At 68.6% G+C, this 19879-nt stretch carries 10 protein-coding genes and 5 tRNA genes; 8 read left to right on the top strand and 7 right to left on the bottom strand.

Features of this window, described 5'->3' with window-relative positions; genetic code table 11:
* The first annotated feature begins 1 nt into the window (after position 1).
* Genes K6L26_RS18940 through K6L26_RS18920 form a run of 5 tightly spaced genes read left to right on the top strand, consistent with a single transcriptional unit; the run spans position 2 to position 13038 of the window.
* On the top strand, positions 2–1486 hold the full coding sequence (locus K6L26_RS18940; protein WP_221851178.1) for a hypothetical protein: 1485 nt from the start codon (positions 2–4) through the stop codon (positions 1484–1486).
* 9 nt (positions 1487–1495) lie between these two features.
* Positions 1496–2398 (top strand): hypothetical protein, encoded by a 903-nt coding sequence (locus K6L26_RS18935; protein ID WP_221851176.1) that lies wholly within the window; start codon positions 1496–1498, stop codon positions 2396–2398.
* Positions 2395–3972, top strand: coding sequence for a hypothetical protein (locus K6L26_RS18930; protein WP_221851174.1), 1578 nt, complete (start codon positions 2395–2397; stop codon positions 3970–3972). Before K6L26_RS18935 ends, K6L26_RS18930 begins: the two co-directional genes overlap by 4 nt.
* Positions 3972–7250, top strand: a complete 3279-nt coding sequence (locus K6L26_RS18925; RefSeq protein WP_221851172.1) for a hypothetical protein — start codon at positions 3972–3974, stop codon at positions 7248–7250. Before K6L26_RS18930 ends, K6L26_RS18925 begins: the two co-directional genes overlap by 1 nt.
* 7 nt (positions 7251–7257) lie before the next feature.
* On the top strand, positions 7258–13038 hold the full coding sequence (locus tag K6L26_RS18920) for an RHS repeat protein (protein WP_221851171.1): 5781 nt from the start codon (positions 7258–7260) through the stop codon (positions 13036–13038).
* 28 nt (positions 13039–13066) lie between these two features.
* Here the strand turns inward: K6L26_RS18920 and K6L26_RS18915 are convergent.
* Positions 13067–13139: transfer RNA gene (locus K6L26_RS18915), tRNA-Gly, on the bottom strand.
* A gap of 134 nt (positions 13140–13273) precedes the next feature.
* Between K6L26_RS18915 and K6L26_RS31895 the strand changes: the two genes are divergently transcribed.
* Entirely contained in the window at positions 13274–14935 is a 1662-nt protein-coding gene (locus K6L26_RS31895) for a serine/threonine-protein kinase (protein WP_221851169.1), read from the top strand.
* 99 nt (positions 14936–15034) lie between these two features.
* Here the strand turns inward: K6L26_RS31895 and K6L26_RS18905 are convergent.
* From K6L26_RS18905 to K6L26_RS18890, 4 genes are all read right to left on the bottom strand, one after another.
* Positions 15035–15109: transfer RNA gene (locus K6L26_RS18905), tRNA-Val, on the bottom strand.
* Between the two features lie 17 nt (positions 15110–15126).
* Positions 15127–15200 (bottom strand) — tRNA-Cys (locus K6L26_RS18900).
* A gap of 31 nt (positions 15201–15231) precedes the next feature.
* Positions 15232–15304, bottom strand: a tRNA-Gly gene (locus K6L26_RS18895).
* Positions 15305–15413: 109 nt separating this feature from the next.
* A complete protein-coding gene (locus tag K6L26_RS18890) occupies positions 15414–15773 on the bottom strand; it encodes a DUF6636 domain-containing protein (RefSeq protein WP_019346620.1) in 360 nt (119 codons plus the stop codon).
* Positions 15774–16035: 262 nt separating this feature from the next.
* Between K6L26_RS18890 and K6L26_RS18885 the strand changes: the two genes are divergently transcribed.
* A tRNA-Val gene (locus K6L26_RS18885) sits at positions 16036–16110 on the top strand.
* Positions 16111–16371: 261 nt separating this feature from the next.
* Positions 16372–18750: a Tex family protein gene (locus K6L26_RS18880; RefSeq protein ID WP_221851167.1), complete on the top strand. Its 2379-nt coding sequence runs from the start codon at positions 16372–16374 to the stop codon at positions 18748–18750.
* Positions 18751–18753: 3 nt separating this feature from the next.
* Here the strand turns inward: K6L26_RS18880 and K6L26_RS18875 are convergent, their stop codons facing one another.
* Together K6L26_RS18875 and K6L26_RS18870 are read right to left on the bottom strand one after the other, a co-directional pair.
* The gene (locus K6L26_RS18875) at positions 18754–19473 is read right to left on the bottom strand and encodes a TVP38/TMEM64 family protein (RefSeq protein ID WP_221851165.1); all 720 of its coding nucleotides are present in this window, start codon (positions 19471–19473) and stop codon (positions 18754–18756) included.
* Between the two features lie 28 nt (positions 19474–19501).
* Positions 19502–19858, bottom strand: coding sequence for a MerR family transcriptional regulator (locus tag K6L26_RS18870; RefSeq protein WP_221851163.1), 357 nt, complete (start codon positions 19856–19858; stop codon positions 19502–19504).
* Between the last annotated feature and the right edge of the window lie 21 nt (positions 19859–19879).

Below are 19879 nucleotides of genomic sequence, written 5' to 3'. Positions count from 1 at the left end.
GATGGCCACCGTTGCCGACATCGAGCGGCTGAAAGCCCTCACCGACCGGTTGTTGCCGCTGTCGTCGCGGGCTCGTGGCGAAGTGATCGCCGCCGCCGACTGGAACACTGTGGTCGGCGCATTGCTGGAAGTGGCTCGCGCGGTCGTCGCCGCCGGCGTGCCGACCGCGGTACCCGCCCATGACCATCCCGACCAGGTCACGCTGGGCTGGCTGGATCCGCGGCTGCGGGCACTCATCGAAGGTGGACCGCTGTCCGATCCCGGGGCTACGGCCCGGGTCACGTCGATCGAACGTCAGGCGGCGCTCGTCAGCGGGCGGCTCGATGACGTGAGCCGTGAGGTGCGCGAACTGCGGACGGTCACCGGCCGGCAGGAGACCAACGATCTGGACCGCGCCTCGGCCCTGACCGTGTTGTCCCGCACCGTGTCCGGAATGAAGGACCCGCGCAACGAGATCGCCGCGCTGCGCTCGTCACTGGACGCCATCGCCACCAATGTGTCGGCAGTCAGCGCCTTCGCCACCGGGCTCGGGGACCTCACCCCGGCCGCCTTGCTCGACGGCCTGAGCCAGATCGACCAGCTCAGGCAACGCCTCACCACGCCCGCCGGAACACTGTTGGATGCCGCCGAGTTCGAACGCCGCCTTACCGAGCTGCAGACCACTTTGGTGACCGAGCAGGAACTCACCGACGCGATCAAGAGCCGGCCGGCGCGGCTGACTGCCGCCGTCAAAGCAGAGTTGTTGGACGAGACCAGGGTTACCGCGCAACGTCAGGCCGAAGACAGTGCACGGACGCTGACCGAGGCGATGCAAACCCAGCTCAGCACCCGCATCGACGAGGTGATCCTGTCCGCGGTGCAGGCCGCCCGCGACGCCGCCGCCGACTTCCGCGGCGAGTTGCAGACGAGGATCACCACCGACCTGACCGAGCTGATCAAGCAGGGGCAGACGGCCAGTGACGACAGGCTGACCGAGCGTTTCGACGCCGCCGCCTCGGCCCTGCGCGCCACGGTCGATCAGCGGATCACCGAACTGCAAGGGTCGTTGGATGACCGGGTGAGCGCCGCGATCACCGAGGCGCGCCCCGAGCTGTTGGCCGCGTTCACCGCGACCGTGGACGACCGGATCAGCGGACTCACCAGGCAGCTCAGCACTTTTCAAACCGGACTCGACGACATCCGGGTCGGGCTGAACGCTACGAACACCGAGCTGGCCGCCGTCCAGCAGCGCACAACCGCCACACTGGACAGCCGTGACGCCGCCCTGCGGGCCGAGATGGTAACCGAACGGCGCCGGGTCGACGGGCAGCTGTCCGAGCTACAACGTCAGGTCACACCGCGGCCGACCGGGATCACCCGTGAAGAGCTGCTGACCGAGCTGGGTCGCAACAACGACCAGTTGCGGTCGGAGATGACCAGGCTGGCAACACATGTGGATCCCGGGCCTGGCATCGTGCTGGGCCCGATCGTGCGGCCGCGCGGATAAGGCCAACACATGATCGCCGACTTGGAGACCCGACTCGCCGACGTTCTCGGCAGCCGTCTCGCCGCGCCGCTGGCGGGCCGGGTGTTCGTCACGCCGGGACCGGCCAACGCCAACCAGATCACCGCGCTGGTGGGTGTCAGTCGAGCCGAGGTGGTCGCCGAGAAGTTCGGGGCCGGCCGTCGGCCCGAGCAGGTTCCCGGCGCCGACGACCCCCGTCGGGTGGTGCGGCTGAGTTGCGGGATCCGCGTCGAGGTCCGGTCCGGCGCCAACGGAACCCGTGCGCAGACCGCGACCGCACTCGACGCACTGCTGTACGAACTGGACAGCCAGGACCTGCGCAGCGGCCGCGCTCTGACCGCGCCGGGAGACCCCGGTTTCGTTTTGGATTGTCTACTGCCCGAGTCTGTTTCGATTCTGCCGAGTTCGGACCCCGATGCGCTGCCTGCAGTCGAAATGCGTGCCGACGGCTGGTTCTGGCCACGGAACACGCCCGGTATCACCGGGGTCGAGATCACCGCCGCGCTGGTACGGACCGCGACATTGCCGGTGGCGCTGGAACCGTGGCCGCTGCTGATCCGGGCCGGGGATCCGTTGGTTCCGTTGACTGTCCGGGTCGGCGCTGCGGGTACGTCACGGCTGACCGGTGACGCGCCGACGGTCAGCCCGTTCGGTGAGCTCGCGGTGCGAGTGGTCGATGCCGGCGGGCGACCCGGCGCGGGGAACCTGTCCGGAGGGGCGGTGGGGCCGGGCGGTACCCGGTTGATCACCCTCGTCGGCGACGCCGCGGAGTTCGGTTATGAGCCCCCGGCCGGGCCCGCCGAGGACCAGCTGGTGGTCTGCGTGGCCCACGCCGGTGCCGCCCCCGCTGTGGGCATCGAACTGGCCCGGTTCCCGCTGGCGGTGACCGGATGATGGCGGCGCTCGACGTGCTCACCTTGCTCTCGCCGGAGCAGAAGACGGTTCGGTTGGACACCGTCGCTGTCGTCGGCGCGCAGACCCAGCAGATCTTCGTGCTGCCCCCGATCGTGGAAGTCCCCGCCGAGGGGCTGGAGTTCGGATTCGACTGGGGGCCAATGTTGTCCGGGGCCGACCGGGTGGAATTGGACCCGGTGACGATCGAAGTGCAGGCGGTCAGGGCAGCGGACTTCGCAGGCTATCCGCTCGGCGAGCTCGCCACCGGACCGGGCACCGAGCTGACTGTGAACGTGCCTGCCGGACGGCGGATCCGGGCGCTCAAGCTCACCGGGCTGAAGGCCGACGGGCGGACCTTCGGGTCCGCGGACAACCTGAAAGTCAAGGGTTATCGGATCATGGTCAGTCAGCGCGGCTCGCAGGGTACTTGGACGCCGGCGGTGGCTGTACCGCCCGTAGACGGGAGCGGTCCGATACCGCCGATGCTGACCGGGGCCACCTTCGACAATGCCGTGCTGCGCGTACCGGACCTGCCGGGCCCGCTGCGCATAGCCGTGGTCAAGGGCGCCGACCCGGCCGAGTTCGAGTTCCTTCCGTTGACCGTGCAACACGTCTACGGGTGGGCCGCGCCGGTCCCGGTCGATCTCACCTTGACCGGTCCGGACGGTGCGACGTTGTGGAGTTTTCCGGGTCCGTTGCCCGAGGGCAGCGCACAGCAGCAGGACGTCACAGTGGCGCTGTCCGCCGCGGTCGAGAAGTTGCGGGCCGCGGCGTCACCAGTGGCCGGCAGCATCAAGCTCACCAGCAAATTCCCGTGCCAGGTGCGGTTCCGGCTCACCCCGGTGACCGGTGAACTGATTCGCGAACTCCCAGGCACCGCCACTGTCGAATTGGCCGGCGAGCCGGTCGGGTTGCCCGTTGATTCGCCGTTGCCGCAGGCCGCCCCGACGACGGTGGTGGCCGATGTGCGGGTCACCTATAACGGCAGTCGGCTGGCCGAGGTGTCCGATCCGATGCCGGCCGTGGGGGCCCAGCGTGGCGTAGTGGTCCGCCAGGATGCGGTGCTGCGGGTCCTGCCGCCGCTGGCATTGCGCGGTGAGCAGATCAGCCGTATCGGTCTGGTCGGCTACTGCCCGCAGCCGAGCGCGCTGTTGGTGCGCCTGGTGGCAGCGGCCCCCACTGTGGGCGGAACTCCCGCGAAGGTGCTCGGCGCACCCGGCACTGTCTCCGTCGACGCGTCCACCGCCCTCGGCGTGATCTGGATCGACCTGCCGCAGCCGGTGCGCGTCGAGGAATCCGCTGCGATCGAGGTCAGCGCCGGCACCGGGACGCTGTACTGGGTCGCCGACCCGGATCCGCTGGTCCGCATCGTGGTGGTCGATCCAGATCCCGCCGGTCGCCCTGTGCGGTTGGGCGGCCACACCTTGATGACCGTCGATCAGCTGGCGATCGCGACGGTGCGGGCCTCATTACCTGCCGAAGCGTTCCTCGGCGCGGCACCGGTGTTGGCCAGCGCCCTGTTCTGCACCGTCGAAATCACCGACGCCCGGCTGAGCTACCCGCGGGGGACATGATGGCCACCTTCGAAGCCGAGATCAACGCCCTGGACTTCGCGGCGGTCGACAGTGCGCTCAGCCGGGCCAGAAACGCGTTCGAGCAGGCCCAGCAGCTGTCGCTGGCCGACCTCGACCCGACGGTCCTGCTGGGCGACCTCGGGCCGGCGCTGACTGCGGCCGGCGCGGTGAAGTTGGATGCAGCTGTCGTCAATGACCTTGGCGGACAAGCTCTTCACGCGTTGTCCGGCTTGATCGAGCTGCCCGACTTGAGCGGCGTGGCAGACATTGTCGGCGGGTTCGAGCAGATCACCGCGCGGCTGAGGATCCTGACCGAGGCGTTCAGCGGCGGGGGTGACGGCACCGTGGTGCTGGACCGGATCTTCGCCGCACTGGGCGGTTCACTGAACCTCGAGACGATGCTGCGGGAGGTCACCGACCAGGCCGCGCGCACGCTGCAGGTCGAGATTCCCGACGAGTTCGCCGCCCCACTACAGGCGTTGTCGGCATTGGCCGACGATCCGGGCCCCGCTGAGCTTCTCCACGTCCTCGGCACCGTGCTGACGGGGTTGGACCTGACCGCGGTCCAACGGCTGGTGGACGGGGCCGGGCGCATACTCACCCTGGTCACCGACGCCGGCGACGCCCGTCCGCTGCAGTCGGCCATCGCGACCGTGGAACTGCGGCTGGACGTGGGCTACGCACTGATGGCGTCCCCGACGCCGGACATCCCTGCGCTGCTGGCGGTGATCGATGAGGTTGGGATCGCGCTCGACGCCGTGGGCGTCGCTGTGTCCGGATTCGCCGACGGGCTGGCCACCGATCTGCGCACGGCCGCCAACGCGCTGCCCGAGCTGGACCTGGCCGCCGCGCTGGACCGGCTGGCCGCAGCCCTGCCGTTGCCGGGCGAGGATATCCCGCGCCAACTCGTCGAATCGTTGGACGGGATGGCCGATGCGCTCGACCAGCTCACTCCGGAAGCCGCGGCAGCCGCCATGGCGGCGATGAAGGATGAACTGTTGTCCGCCTCCGGGCTGGACCGGCTGGACGATCTGCTCTCCGGACTGGATCGGGGATTCGACGAAGCCGCAAGGTTTTTGGAGCGGTTGCCGGTCCGTGCGCTGCGCGACGATGCGGTGGCCGCGGTGGTCGCCGCCCAGCAGAAGGTGCTGGCCTTCGACGGGTTCGATTTCCTCGACGAGGCGATCACTCCGATCCGCGAGTTGAACGCCGCGATCGCGGCCCTGGATCCCGCGACGGTCACCGACGGCGTCGACGCCGTGGTGGCTCAGGTGAACGGACTGCTCGCGGACATCGATATCGCACCGGTACGCGATGCGGTGGACGCCGTCATCGAACCGCTCGGCGGCATCGTGGACCGGCTGGTGCCGTTCGTGCAGCAGGTCGCCGAACAACTCGCCCGAGTCGTCGACGAGCTGAACGGCATCGACTTCCAGGCGGCGGGCACCGCGACTCTGGACCTGCTTCACGGTATCCGCAATCAGGTGACCGAGGCAGTCGGCGGCGGAGACGTGCCGGAACCGGTCAAGGTCGCCGTCTCGACCGCCGCCGCCGTGCTTCGTGAAATCGACGTCGCGGGCGAGATCACGCATCCGTTCGAGAAGTCCGTCGCGGTCATCGATGTCGGCGCGCTGATCAGCCCTGTCGAAGGCATCTGGCAGGTGGCCGGTGATGCGCTGGCCAAGGCGACGCCGGCGGCGTTGATCGCCGAACTCGACCCGCCCTACGAACAATTCGTCGGTGCGGTGGACCGGCTCAGCCTGCAACCGTTGATCGACGCCGTCCAACGGTTGTTCGACGAGGTGATCGCGCGACTCGGTCATCTCGATCCCCGCGCCTTGGTCGCGCCGCTGGAGCGCGAATTCCAGGATGTGATCGGCGGCTTGACCGCCGCGCTGGACCCAGCGCCACTGTTCGCACCGCTGCGGGAGGCGCATGGCGAACTGCGAGATACGTTGGACGGCATAGACATTGCGGCCACGCTGCGGGCTGTGCTGGGCGGGCTCGCCGACATGCCCCATCAGATGTCCAGCCGCTTGGGGCAGCGGCTGCAGGGCGGCCTGTCCGGTGCGGTCCCGGTGCCGGTACCCGGTGACGGATTCCGGCTCGGCGACGTGCTGCGCCCGCTGGCGCTGTTTCTCGGTGAGGTGCGGGATCGGCTGGCGGACCTGTCCGGAGATGCCCTGGAACCGGCGCTGTCCGGACTTGCCACGGCGACAAGGGGTTTGCGCGCGTTGACCGACCCGGCCGACGGATTCGCGGTCAGGCTCGGCGACGCCCTCGACGCGCGGCTGGCCTGGCTGGACCCGAACGCCGGTGACGGCCCGCCGGCGCGGCTGCGCCGTGACCTGGAGTCGTTCCGGTTGGCGGTGGCCGCGCTCGACGTCGACGCCGCGGCGAGCGTTCAGTTGAACGCGGCGACGAGCGGCGTGCAGCTCGACACCCGGGTCAGCGCGGCGGTTGACCCGCAGCTCACTTCGCACGTCGCTCGGTTGCGGCAGACTTCGGATTCGGCCACCTTGGGCCGGAGCCTGCGGGTGCTGGCCCGCGCGCTCGACGCGGCGCTTCCGGTCGAGCTGGTGTCCGGAACCCTGGACCCGACGACCGCCACTGCGGCGTTCCTCGATGCGGTGTTCGATCGGATCGATCCCAGCGCGTTGGCCGACCAACTCGACGCCATCGGCTCCCGTATCGAGTCCCGGTTCGTGGCGTTGGCCGACGCGCTGGCCGACGGCTTGTTCCAACTGGTCGACAGCCTGTTCGCCGGGATCGAGCAGTTGATGCCGGAGGCGGTCATCGACCGGTTGCAGGCCGGCCTGGACCGAGTGCTCGCGAATGTCGAGGTGTTCGACCCGGCCGTGGTCGAGGAGGCGGTGCGCGGCGTCATCCACGCCGCGATCTCTCTCCTCGGGCTGCACTCACCGGCGGCGCTGGCGGCCGAACTCGGGCACGTGTTCGACACCTGTATCGCGCAGCTGCGATCGGTCTCGCCGGCCACCTTGTTCGCTGACACCGATCCGTTCGCGCCGATCAAGGCGCAACTGGAAACCATGCGACCCAGCGCCGTGCTGGCTCCACTGGTGGCCAAGACCAAATCGTTTGGGACGGCGCTGGATACCATCGCCGCCATCGATCTGCAGTTCGCGCTGGGAATCGTCGACGAGATCAGGCAGACGTTCACCGCCGTGCTCGACGGTGTGCAACGTGAGTGGGACGCGCTGCTCGACGAACTGGCCCGGATCTCCGACGGAGCGTCGGTGAGCGTGAGCGTGGGATGAGGTCGAGATGACGACGATGGACGACCGGGCACACGAGGCTCTCGTAGAAGTCTTCGACGATCCCGCGCGCGGGCGCCGACGTGTGTGGCACAACGGCGAGGGCCACCCGGTACGAGTGGAACTGGCCGACGGTACGACGTTGAGGGTGCACCGCGATGACGCCAACGGGACCCTGCGCATCGTCGGCGACGACGGCACTGCGCTGGTCGGACTGGCCGCCGGCGGTGCCACCGTGCCCGCAGCCTTGCGTGCCATGGGGCTGACACCGGCGCAGGCCGCCGAGATCGACCGCACCCACCGGTTGACCGCAACCGATCCGGGTGGAGTCACCCGCACCGAACTGCGCGAACGGACCGTGCGCGTGCAGCGCGGTGCGGCGGTGCTTCGGATCGATGCCGATGAACACGGCCGGCCCCGCCGAGTCACCGTGCCCGGTTACGACGATCTGATCTACGGGTGGTCCGACGGCCACTGGTCGGTACACCGGCTCGACGGCCGGAAACTGGTGACCGTCAACGAATCCCGCGATGCGGTGCAGTTCGAAACGGCGGTGCTGCGGTGGTCGGAGCGGGTCACCGAACGTGGCACCCGATGGGCGGATGCGGCTGAAAACCCGCTTGTCGATACCGAACTGGATCTCGCCGGCCGCGTCACCCGCCGCACCTGGCACGGCGGGCGGACCATCGACTACACCCGTGACGGTCAGGGCGCCTTGTCCGGATGGACGGAAAGCAATGACGGGGGACGGATTACGCACAGTCGGCAGTACCGCGCCGGCGAGCTATGCGCTCAGGTCACCGACGGTGTCCGCACCGTGGTGCGCACCGATGACGGCGGCCGGATCCGCAAGCTGATCGGGCCACAGCAGACCGTGGCCTACGACTATGACGCGAACGGCCGGCGCACCGCCCGGACCTGCCGCGGGTACCGCACCGACTACCGGTACGACCCGCTGGGGCAGTTACGTGCGGTCATCACCCCGCAGCGCACGGTCGAGTACGGCTGGGACGGGTTGGGTCGACGTATCTCGGTCACCGTGGACGGCACCGAGTTTCGCGAGCATCGCGATCCGACCGGGCGACTGTGGTCGGTGACCACCGCCTCGGGCGACCCGGTGTGCCGATTCCTATGGTGGAACGGCCGGGTGATCGCCCGCTGTGATGCCGACGACGACGTCGACGAGCTCTATCTCACCGATCCGCTCGGCACGTTGCTCGGGGTGGCGAGTGCGGCGACCGGCTGGTGCTTGGAGGATGCGATGCAGCCGCCGTTCGGTGAGGTCGAGATCGGCGCCGGATGGCGGCCGACGCTGTTCGGGCACATCGCCGACGGTCGCAGCGGCCTGATCTGTTTCGGCGCACGCGAACTGGATCCGGAGACCGGGAGTTTCCTGACCCCCGATCCGTGGCATGGTGACCCAGACGATCCTCGCCGGCTTGCGGGCCAGGCCGCTGCGACGTTGCCGGTCGAGGTGCCGGCCGCCGGCGTTCACGCCTATGCGCTGAGCCAATACGACCCATTGGGCCGGCCGGACCGTGACGGTCATTTCTCGTGGGTCAACTTCTTTCTCACCCTCTTCCTGGCACCAACCTGGGGCGCACCGCTCACCTCGCTGTCGGTATTCCTGTTCGCCCCACTGAACTTCTACTTCGAAATCATCGGCCTCTTCGGGCTCTTCTGGCCGCAGCACTCGATGTTCGACATGCGCGGGCTCAGCGGCAGTTCCCGGTTGGCCACTACGGCCCTGGCGCTCAACGGCTTCTTCCCGCGCTGCGTCACCGGCGTCAGCGGGGACCGGTGCATCACCATCGGTCACGTGGTGTGGGAGAGCCGGCATTACTTCCACATGCTCGACCGGCCCCGCATGATCGAACTCGACGACATCGGCGGGACCCCCGGTCCGGACGGTAGGCCGAGCCTCGACGCGCGACGATTCTCCGGCCAGGCCGGCGGTTCCATACTGGTGATCACCAGCACCGACGACGACCACCGGGAATGGGTGCACGCCAGCTTCTGGACCCGCGGCCCGGGCAACGCCGTAGGGACCCGCGGTCCGCTGCAGACCTTCGAGGACCGAGTGAAACCCGGTGTGGCGCATGCCCGCGGCACCGTCGTGCTGGCGACGCCGATGCCGCCCGTGATGCCCGCACCCACCGAGGACGACGATGACGAAACGCTTCGGGTGGACGAATATCTGGGGACCGGCGGCCAGACCAGCACCGCCGATCTCATCCCGCAGGTGTGGTTCGCGATCAATGTGCCCGATGCTTCGGGCATTTCGACCGGCACGGTGATCGGGGTTTCCGCGGACACCCTCACCGCGGCGTACGGCGCGGTGCTGACCGTCGTCCCAGGCGCACATCCGGTCGCCGTGCTCGACCACGATCTACCGTCCCGGTTCACCGCCAAACCCGACCTGCGTGACGACATCACCGTGCAGATGTTGACTGCGTCGACGGCCACCAGTGCGGGCTGGGCGGTTCGAGCCGGGGCGACCGGGGCCCAGCAGATAGACCTCGCCGCGCCAGGACACACCGTGGCCGTCGGCGATGTGTTCCGCTGCGCACCAACAACACCCGACCCGGCAACCCCCGAACGTCCCGACGCCTACACGCAGGTGGAGGCCGTGTCCGTCGCGGTCACGGTGGCACCGACTCTTGGCGGCGCCGCCGTTGCCGGGGCCACCGTGTACCGGCTGGCGCCGGACGGGACCGCGGCCAACGGGCAGTACCCCGGGCCGCCGGAGCAACCGGCGCAGTTGACCTTCAGCGGCGATCAGCCGTTCGCCGTGGGTGACCTGGTCCAGGTCATCTCAGGTTCGGCCTCCGGGTACGGCCGGGTGAGCAGGGTCGACGCTGCAGTCCCGGCCGGCCCGCCGGGCCCGGAGGGGCAGCCCGGCACTGCGGCGGTTCCGGCGTCGATCACCCTGGACGAACCACTCGCCGGGCTGGCTGTCGGCGCCGTCCGGGTGGCCCGGCTCAAGGAAACGAACCGGGACATCGACAAGGGGACCGGGGTAACGCAGGCCGCCGACGTGCTGACGGTCAAGGTCACAGACACCGCGCTGATGGCGATGAACCAACCGGTGCTCATCGAAGACGGTGCGGCCCGGCGAGTTCGGCAGATCTCAGCTATCGGCACGGTCGCCGTGGACACCGTCGACCCGCTCGTCGGAACCGGGCCGTTCACGTTGACCCGTTATGCGCCGGAAGGCGGCTCGGTGGGCACAAAGATGTGCGCGGCGCGGTTCATCCGGCACACCGGCAGCGGCCTGCCGTCCGCTTACGGCGCCTGGCCGGCGTCGATCATGGGCGTGGTGCCGGTTGACGGGACCGGCAACTACAGCCTCGCCCGACAGCCCAGCGGCTGGCGGTACTTCCTGCACGCCACGCCGCGACCGGCCGCCATGCACCCCGACTTCAACGATTACTGGCAGCCGGTTACGGTCGCCGGGAGTCACTACTGGCTGTTGTCCTCACAGTTGAAAATCGTCGAAGAGGACGGCAAATTCTATTGGGAGCCAGACGCTTTCGACAGTAGACCCCGTCGGTACCGGCAACAGATCACACCCGATGCCACCGGGGCCTTCCAGGTCGTGGTGCGGGATTTCGTCAAAGGTGCGGTCACCCGCCCGGACGCCGGCAGCGGGAAGGTGTTTGCCTTCCCGGGGGAGGTGCAGGTGCCCGAGGAACCGCGGGCCCGCTGGTCCATGGCCGACGCACTGGCCGATCACGAACTCGTCCACACGTTGCAGAACACGTGGTGGGGACCGATTCTCGGCGCGCTGCCGCTGCAGGGAGCGTTCCGCAGCATCCGCGACGTGTTGGTTGCCAACGACGCCGATCGAGACGACGTCCATTGGATGGACCATGGGCCAATCGATGTGGACGGGCCTGCCGGCCTCGACGCCAACTGGTTCGAGCTGATCAGCATCGGCGGTCTGATGCAGATCATCTGGAGCTTCGTCATCCTCGGCCCCGCTCTGCCGCACGACGACGCACGAAAGGCGATCCTGTCCACCAACTTCGACGACTGGGCGTCCGTGTTCAACCCGGTCAACCAAGCGATCATCAACAAGATTCCCAAAGTCCGTGCCTCCGATGACGAGTCGAAGGACTGGCGGGTAGTGCTCGGCCGGGTGCTTACCAGGGCGCTGGACCTGAAGGCGTGGACCCCGCTGGTGGGGTTCATCAAGCTGATCCTTCCCGACAGCGAGCGAAACTTCCTCGAACAGCAGGCGAGCCGGAAGAGCGGCAACCTGTACTCGAACATTCTCAGCGTCGACGACAAGTTCAACGCCGACCTGACCAACATGCCCGACATTGCCGATGCGAACGTCACGGCCCCGCTGGGCGATGCGGTTCGGCTGATGTCGTTCTACGACGGCTGGCAGAGCCGCAACACCGCGATGGGTCGCTGCGACGCCGACGGTTCGGGCCTGGTGGCCTGCATCGATTACTACGACAGCTCCGATTTCTACGGCATCCTGCAGTTCACGCCCGCCGCAGGCACGCTGCTGCTGCCGGCCCAGCTCTACGAAACGGTAAGCGGCACAGCGCCGAGCACCTTGCGGGTCGACGGTCCGCCGATAGCCGGTGGCGGGGCCCCTACCGTCACCGAACTGCTGGAGGTCCCGGCAGGCACCGTCATGCGGCCGCACCTGCGGGCCATCGTGCCCATCCCGCCGCGGGTATTCAGCGGGCTCGGGTGCTACCTGGTCTGCGCGGGGCCGGGCACCTGGCAGGCGACCATTCCGCCGGTCCGGCTGCCGCTGCCCGCAACTCCGTCTGAGGACCGGGCCAACACCGATATCGCGACCATCACCGTCGAATCCACCGTCACCCTCGGTGACGATCCGGTGGCCTGGAGCACCCCCGCCGCCAGTGGCGCCGCGCCGACGGGTCCGGGTATCGCGCGGTTCATCACCGAGAAGCAGATTCTCAAAGTTGCCGGACACAACACCACGGCCTGGGAGGCCGCTGCGGGGGCTGGCGTCACCGTCACCGCCCGGCCCGCCGGAGCCGGTTGGGACCTGACCGTCGACCCGCCGGCGGCCGGTGCGACCTTGCCGGCCGACGTGCGGGTCCGCATCTGGGCGCCGGTCCGGCCCGCCGACGCGGACCTGTTCGACCTCGACCACCCTGACGTCCCCACGCTGGCCGGCAAACGTACCTACATCGACGACGCGTTCTGGATTCCGGTGCGCGACTTCCTGATCACCGTCACCGACCTGCCGGCGCTGCCGCCCGGCGGTGGCCCGGCGACGATGACCGCCGCCGGTTCCTTCGATCTCGAGCTACCGATCAAGGTGGCCGGACCGGCCAGCATCGTCCCGGCCGGAAACCTGTTGCAGGTCAAGCGTGAGGCCGACGTCGCGCCGCGAGGCGAACGATGGAGGTTCACCGCCGCGAAGGACAAGTTCGTGGAGTCCGCCCAGAACGTCGACGTGGTGGTGCGGTTCGGAGCCGGTGTCGAGCGGAAGTTCACCATCACGGTCAACCCGAACTTCACCTTGGATGCCGCTGCTTTCGACGTGACCCCGGCGGCGCCGCTCGACTTGACGATCACCGGGGGGAGCGGGCCGTTCGAACTCGTCGATGACCCGCCTGAGGCGTCGCGCGCCCGCGTCGGCATCACCGGAACCACCGTCACCGTCACGATCGCGCAGCCGCCACCGGTACCGCCCCATGCGCCGGCGCCCCCGGCGGTTGCACCGATCACGTGGCGGCTCAAGATCCGTGACCACGACGGCAAACTCGGCGTGCGCACCTTGACCCTGCGGCCGTAGGGGCCCGACGGGGCAGGTAGGGCCGTCGAGCGGATGACGGGATTCGAACCCGCGACCCTCACCTTGGCAAGGTGATGCGCTACCAACTGCGCTACATCCGCGCGCCACGAGCGAGATCGTCGCCCGTCGCGATGCGGAACATTAACCCACCGGCGCGGGCAGACACAAATCCCGCCTCTGACTTGCATTGTGGGGCAACGTAAACAGTGCACCGGGCAGTTCGTAGGATTCGTGGATGCCGCTCAGCGTCGACGAGACGTTCTCCGTGTTCCGCATCGTTCGACTGCTGGGGTCGGACGCAGCGGTGCAGGTCTACCTCGCGCAGCACCCCAGGCGGCCTGACCGTGAGGCGCTGACCGTACTACCGGTCGAGTGGGCCGAAGATGCCGACTACCGGGAGCGGTTTCACCGCGAGGCCGATGTCGCCGCCACGTTGTGGCATCCCAGCATCGCCAAGGTTCGCGGCCGCGGGGAACACAACGGTCAGCTCTGGGTCTCGACCGACTTCGTCGACGGTCGCGATCTCGCCGCCGTCCTCGAACAGCGATATCCCAACGGCATGCCGCGCGAACAGGTTTACCGCATCATCCTCGCAGTCGCCGGGGCGCTCGACTACGCCCACAAGCACGGTTTGCTGCATCGCGACATCAGCCCGGCCGACATCATCCTCACCGACGGCGACGATGCTCAGCCGCGTGCCGTTCTGGTCCGCCTCGGCGTCGCACGCAACGTCGACGTTGCCGAGAGTCCCGGCTACGCCGCACCGGAACAACTGGTGGGGGAGCACGTCGACGGACGCGCCGATCAGTACGCCTTGGCGTGTACCGCGTATCACCTGTTGACCGGAACGCAACTGTTCGAGCACGCCAATCCCGCTGTCGTGGTCAGCCGCCACGTCAACTCGAAGCCGCCGGCGCTGGCTGACACCCGGGCCGAGTTGGCCGATCTCGATCCGGTGTTTGCCAAAGCCCTCGCCAAGAACCCGGCTGATCGTTTCGCCAGCTGCGGTGCCTTCGCCCACGCCCTCGCCGATGAAACACCGGTGCCCACAGTGAGTTTGGCATCGCCACCGGCAGCACCGGCGCCTGGCCAAAACGTGGCCGGCTACCGGGTGCCGGAGCTGCCCGTCTGGGCACCGGTGGCGGCGATCGCCGCTGTCGGTGTCGTCGTCGGCCTCGGTGCGTGGCAGCTGTGGCCGTCCTCCGGGGCCGCCGCCGGTGAGCCGCCGAGCCCATCGCCGAGCCCCGCCATTGCCAGCGCCACCAACGCCGCGGTCGCCCCGCCGCCTGCCGAGCCGGTCTTCGACGGCCTCTACCGCCTCGACTACGACAACCCGCACGCCACTCTCAACGCCAACCCGTGGCCGGCGGCGGGAAACCAGATCGCAAGCTATTGGTGGGCATTCCGGTCGGCCTGCAAGCCAACGGGTTGCGTTGCGACGTCGACGCGCATGGACGGCACCAATCACGCCGTGGCCTACACCGAGGCCGGCGGCATGACAGCGGTGTTCCGGTTCGTCAACAATGCGTGGCAAGGGGATTCCGGGAAAGGCTCGCTGCCGTGTGACGCGCCGAATCTCGGACAAGCCCAGGCGATGGAAACGGCGTTGGCGTTGACCCCGCAGCCGGACGGCGGGCTGGCCGGCGCGCAAACCACCACGATCCAATCCAACGAGTGTGGACTGCAGGGTGCGGTGATCACCGTGCCCGTATATGCCACTCGGCTCGAGGAGGTTCCACCGGGCAGCCCGATCGTCGACCCGATCGCGGTCGCCGACCCGCTGCCACCGGCTCCGCAGGTGCCCCCGCCGCTGCCACCCGGCCCGCCGGTTCCTGCGCCGCCGCTGCCACCCGCTCCAATGCCGCCGGCTCCGGCGGGGCCGCTCCCGCCGGCCTAGGTACTGCGAACGTCGGCTTGTGTGCGAAAAATCAGCGGATCATCGCACACAAGCCAACGTTCGGCGGGCAAAAAAATAGCCCCTGAACAGGGGCTATAGTGGTGCGCGATACTGGGATTGAACCAGTGACCTCTTCCGTGTCAGGGAAGCGCTCTCCCGCTGAGCTAATCGCGCGGGTCGAAATTCTTTCTTGGAGGTGGAGACGGGAATCGAACCCGTGTGCACGGCTTTGCAGGCCGTTGCCTCACCACTCGGCCACTCCACCACTGGGGTTGATGCCACAAATCGCACCTTCGAGCGGATGACGGGATTCGAACCCGCGACCCTCACCTTGGCAAGGTGATGCGCTACCAACTGCGCTACATCCGCGCGCCACGAGCGAGATCGTCGCCCGTCGCGATGCAGAACATTAGTCCACCGACGTGCGCAGACACAAATCCCCATTACGGGAGGGCAAAGCGTGGCCAAAAACGGTGTTTCAGAACAGGTGGTAAGCCTGCCGGGAGAGGGTGAATCCGTGGCGCGTCTTCGTGTCGCGACAAGTGATGCCGGTGTCGGCGCTCTCGCATCGCAGGGTCCCGGCCGTGATCGAATCTCCGTATCCCAGTTCGGCGCCCACGCCCAACGCGCTGTCGCCCGAGCAGACGAACTCCGCCGGCCGTCCCGGGCGCAGTGTCATGCCCTGCCCATAGGCGAACTCGCAACTCGCGGGGCGCAGTGGCGGCGCCCAGCTACGTTCGCGGATATCGCAGCGCGCCACCGAGGCGTCGAGGTGGCACCCCACATTGCCCGACGGCGAGGTGAACGCCGTCGGCTCCTTGACCTGCCGGTTCACCACCTCGGCGACGCTGTGAAAATTCGACGTTACAGGCGCTGCCCCATCTGTCATGGGGGCCGGGGCGCTGTGGCAGCCCGAAAATAGGGCGCTAGCAGCAAAAACTGCGCCGCCGACGGCCGGCCAGCGGACCCGCAGGTGAACCATGACGGGTGACCATACGCCCGCATCGGCGTGCATATTTGGCAAATCGGACAAGTCCATCCGGCGGATACCGATTCGGGTCTGGCGCGGTACGCGTGCTAGTGTTCGACGTCGTTCCCACGGTCTCGTAGCTCAGTGGGAGAGCGTCCGCCTCACACGCGGAAGGTCGCTGGTTCGAACCCAGCCGGGACCACCACAAATTCGTCGCCCAGGCGCCAAATCGGCGCCATTCGGCATTTCGAGTCGTTCCAAGACTCAGGCCTTGAAAGCCTTCACCTCGCACCTGATCACACTGATGGTCTGTACGCGCTGCCGTTATGTCCTGCACTTCTACGATTCGCACTCGATCTTCGATTTCGAGTGACGCGCCGGCTGTGATGTTGTCCACGCCCGAGTGCCGGACACACGCCGCGTCCCCGCCGGGGGTTGTCGCCGCGATTCGGTAGGGTCCTCCGACGTGACTCAGAGCGTGACCGTCGGAACCGTCAAATCCGTAACCGCCCGTCTGGCCGAGGAACTCGCCGTAGGCGAGGGGCAGGTCGCCGCCACGGTGGCACTGCTGGACGAGGGTGCGACGGTCCCGTTCATCGCCCGGTACCGCAAGGAGGTCACCGGCGGCCTCGACGACGGGCAGCTGCGCACGCTCGAAGAGCGCCTCGGCTACCTGCGTGAGCTCGACCAGCGCCGTGAGGCGGTGCTGGCCTCGATCGAGGAACAGGGCAAGCTCACCGATGAGTTGCGGGCCGCGCTGATGGCCGCCGAGACCAAGGCCCGGGTCGAGGACATCTACCTGCCGTACAAGCCCAAGCGGCGCACCAAGGCGCAGATCGCCAAGGAAGCCGGGCTGGAACCGCTCGCGGACCGCCTGCTGGCAGACCCGACGCTGGTACCCGACGAGGTGGCCGGTGAGTTCCTGAACGACGACGTCGCCGACGCGTCCGCGGCGCTGGAAGGTGCCCGCCACATCATCATCGAGCGGGCTTCCGAGGACGCCGAGCTGGTCGGCGCCACCCGCGAGAAGTTCTGGGCCGACGGCTCGCTGCGCACCGGCCCATGGTCGGAAGAGGCCGCCAAAAGCCCTGCCGCCCAGAAATTCCGGGATTACTTCGAGTTCTCCGAACCGTTGGAGAACATGCCGTCGCACCGCGTGCTGGCCGTGCTCCGCGGCGAGAAGGAGCAGGCGCTGTCCCTGAACTTCGACGGTGGTGAGGACGAGCAGTACCAGGCCATGATCGCCCGGTCTCTCGGCATCGACATGACCGCCAAGGCGCCCGCCACCCCGTGGTTGGCCACCACCGTGCGGCTGGCGTGGCGGGCCAAGCTGATGATCTCTGCTGCCGTCGATGCGCGCGTCCGGCTGCGTCAGCGCGCCGAGGAGGAAGCCGTCGCGGTGTTCGCCCGCAACCTCAAAGACCTGCTGCTGGCCGCACCGGCCGGCACCCGCGCCACCCTGGGCCTGGACCCGGGGTTCCGCACCGGTGTGAAGGTCGCCGTCGTCGACGCCACCGGCAAGGTCGTCGACACGTGCGCGATCTTCCCGCACCAGCCGCAGAAGCAGTGGGACCAGGCCAAGGCCACGCTGGCGGCCCTGATCGCCCGGCACAACGTCGAGTTGATCGCCGTCGGCAACGGCACCGCCTCGCGTGAAACCGACGCGTTGGCCGCTGAGCTGATCGCCGACATCCGCGCCGCCGGCGCCAAGGCACCGGCCAAGGCCATGGTCAGCGAGGCCGGCGCCTCGGTGTACTCGGCTTCCGAGTACGCGGCCCGGGAGATGCCGAACCTCGACGTGACGTTGCGCGGTGCGGTCTCGATCGCCCGTCGCCTGCAGGATCCGCTGGCCGAGCTGGTGAAGATCGACCCCAAGTCGATCGGCGTGGGGCAGTACCAGCACGACGTGACGCCCGGCTCGTTGGCACGCAGCCTCGACGCGGTGGTCGAAGACGCCGTGAACGCCGTCGGCGTGGACCTCAACACCGCCTCGGTGCCGCTGCTGGCCCGGGTGTCGGGCGTGACCGAATCTCTGGCCGAGGCCATCGTGGCCTATCGCGAGAGCACGGGCGCGTTCCGCAGCCGAAAGGCCCTGCTGGACGTTCCGCGGCTGGGGCCCAAGGCATTCGAACAGTGCGCAGGGTTCCTGCGCATCCGCGACGGGGAGGACCCGCTGGACGCATCCGGCGTGCACCCCGAGGCCTACCCGGTGGTGCGGCGCATCCTGGACCGCTCCGGGGTGACGCTGGCCGAGTTGATCGGTGACGAACGTACGCTGCGGAAGCTCAAGCCCGCCGAGTTCGCCGACGAGCGGTTCGGTGTGCCGACGGTGACCGACATCCTGGCTGAGCTCGAAAAACCCGGACGTGACCCGCGGCCGGCGTTCTCCACCGCCACCTTCGCCGCCGGGGTCGAGAAGGTCGCCGACCTCAAGCCCGGCATGGTGCTCGAGGGCGTGGTGACCAACGTCGCGGCGTTCGGTGCCTTCGTCGACGTCGGCGTGCACCAGGACGGCCTGGTTCACGTCTCGGCCATGGCAGACCGGTTCATCTCCGACCCGCACGAGGTGGTGAAGTCGGGTCAGGTGGTGAAGGTCAAGGTCGTCGATGTCGATGTGGAACGGCAGCGGATCGGACTGAGCCTGCGGCTCAACGACACTCCACAGCGCGAGCAGGGCAAGCGGCCCGGTGGAGGCGGTCAGGGTGGCCAGAACCGTCGAGACGGCGGCAATCAAGGACGTGGCGGGCGAAACCAGAACCGCGGCAACAACTCCGGTCAGCGCGAGTCGAATCAGCCGATGGGGTCGATGGCTGAGGCGTTGCGCAACGCCGGCTTCGGCAAGTAACGGCTACGAGGTCTGCTCCGGGGCCTGATCGGCCCCGGAGTGGTGACGGCGCCAGGACCGGTAGCCGCGGTGGGCGGCGAACGCCCCGATGACCGCCGTGACGCACCACACCCCGATCGCGGTGTAGGCCAACGGTGCCGACAGGTCGCCGATCGACGCGCCGAGTGCGGTGTAGACGAACGCGCGTGGCACCGAACCGATGAACGCGCCCGCCGCCATCTGCCACCACGGCACGCCGAACGCGCCGAAGGCGTAGGAGGCGAGCGCATCGGAGAGCCCGGGAACGAATCGCTGCCCGACCACCGCCCACAAGCCGCCCCGCTCGATCTGGTGGTCCAGCCGGTCGGCGCGTTGCGCCCCGAGCAGGGCCCGGGCGCTGTCGCGGCCCGCACGCCGGCCGATCAGGCTGGCCACCACCGCGGTGCCCACCGTGGCGCCCAAGGTCACGAAGGTGCCCAACACCGGACCGAACAACACTCCGCTGCCCGCGGCCAGGATCGGACCGGGCACGAACAGGGCGCCGAGGCAGGCCGACACCACCACGTACGCCAGGGGTGCGGCCGGGCCGGTGGAATCGACCAGGGCCCGGATGCCGCCGACATCGATGACCCGGGCGACCGCGACCAGATAGAACAGCACCAGCAGGAACACCGCGAAGGCGACCAGTCGCAGGATGTGCGGTCGCCGGTTGGTGGGGGCAGGCGGATCGTCGTCGTCAGTCATCGCGCCCACGATTGTTCCGTACCGAAGCTCACCTCGACGCCGCGTCGATCACCCCGTCGAGAATCTCGCGCGAGGTCGCCAACTCCCGGATCGCTTGCTCGATCCGGTCGCGTTCAGCCGAGAGCTCGATGAGCAGTCGGGGCGTGGCCTGCGGGGCCGGGCCGCCGTCGGCATCGCGCATGCACGGCAGCAGCGACGAGATGGTGCGGCTGCGCAGGCCGGCGGCATAGAGCTCCTGGATGCGGATCACCCGGTCGACGGCCTGCTCGGGATACTCGCGTTGGCCGCCGGGCGTGCGCTCGGAGGTGAGCAGACCCTGTTCTTCGTAGTAGCGCAGCGACCGCTGACTGACCCCGGTGCGGCGTGCGAGTTCGCCTATACGCATATGCCAGTTATACCGACGACT

Source organism: Mycobacterium farcinogenes, assembly GCF_019739075.1.
GTDB lineage: Bacteria > Actinomycetota > Actinomycetes > Mycobacteriales > Mycobacteriaceae > Mycobacterium > Mycobacterium senegalense.
The sequence above is the reverse complement of the archived record's forward strand: the minus strand, read 5'-3'. Positions and strand labels throughout refer to the sequence as shown.

Excerpts from the sequence above, each read along its gene's own strand:
- K6L26_RS18940 (WP_221851178.1), top strand. The coding sequence starts at position 2 with ATGGCCACCGTTGCCGACATCGAGCGGCTGAAAGCCCTCACCGACCGG.
- K6L26_RS18935 (WP_221851176.1), top strand. The coding sequence starts at position 1,496 with ATGATCGCCGACTTGGAGACCCGACTCGCCGACGTTCTCGGCAGCCGT.
- K6L26_RS18930 (WP_221851174.1), top strand. The coding sequence starts at position 2,395 with ATGATGGCGGCGCTCGACGTGCTCACCTTGCTCTCGCCGGAGCAGAAG.
- K6L26_RS18925 (WP_221851172.1), top strand. The coding sequence starts at position 3,972 with ATGGCCACCTTCGAAGCCGAGATCAACGCCCTGGACTTCGCGGCGGTC.
- K6L26_RS18920 (WP_221851171.1), top strand. The coding sequence starts at position 7,258 with ATGACGACGATGGACGACCGGGCACACGAGGCTCTCGTAGAAGTCTTC.
- K6L26_RS31895 (WP_221851169.1), top strand. The coding sequence starts at position 13,274 with ATGCCGCTCAGCGTCGACGAGACGTTCTCCGTGTTCCGCATCGTTCGA.
- K6L26_RS18875 (WP_221851165.1), bottom strand. The coding sequence starts at position 19,473 with ATGACTGACGACGACGATCCGCCTGCCCCCACCAACCGGCGACCGCAC.
- K6L26_RS18870 (WP_221851163.1), bottom strand. The coding sequence starts at position 19,858 with ATGCGTATAGGCGAACTCGCACGCCGCACCGGGGTCAGTCAGCGGTCG.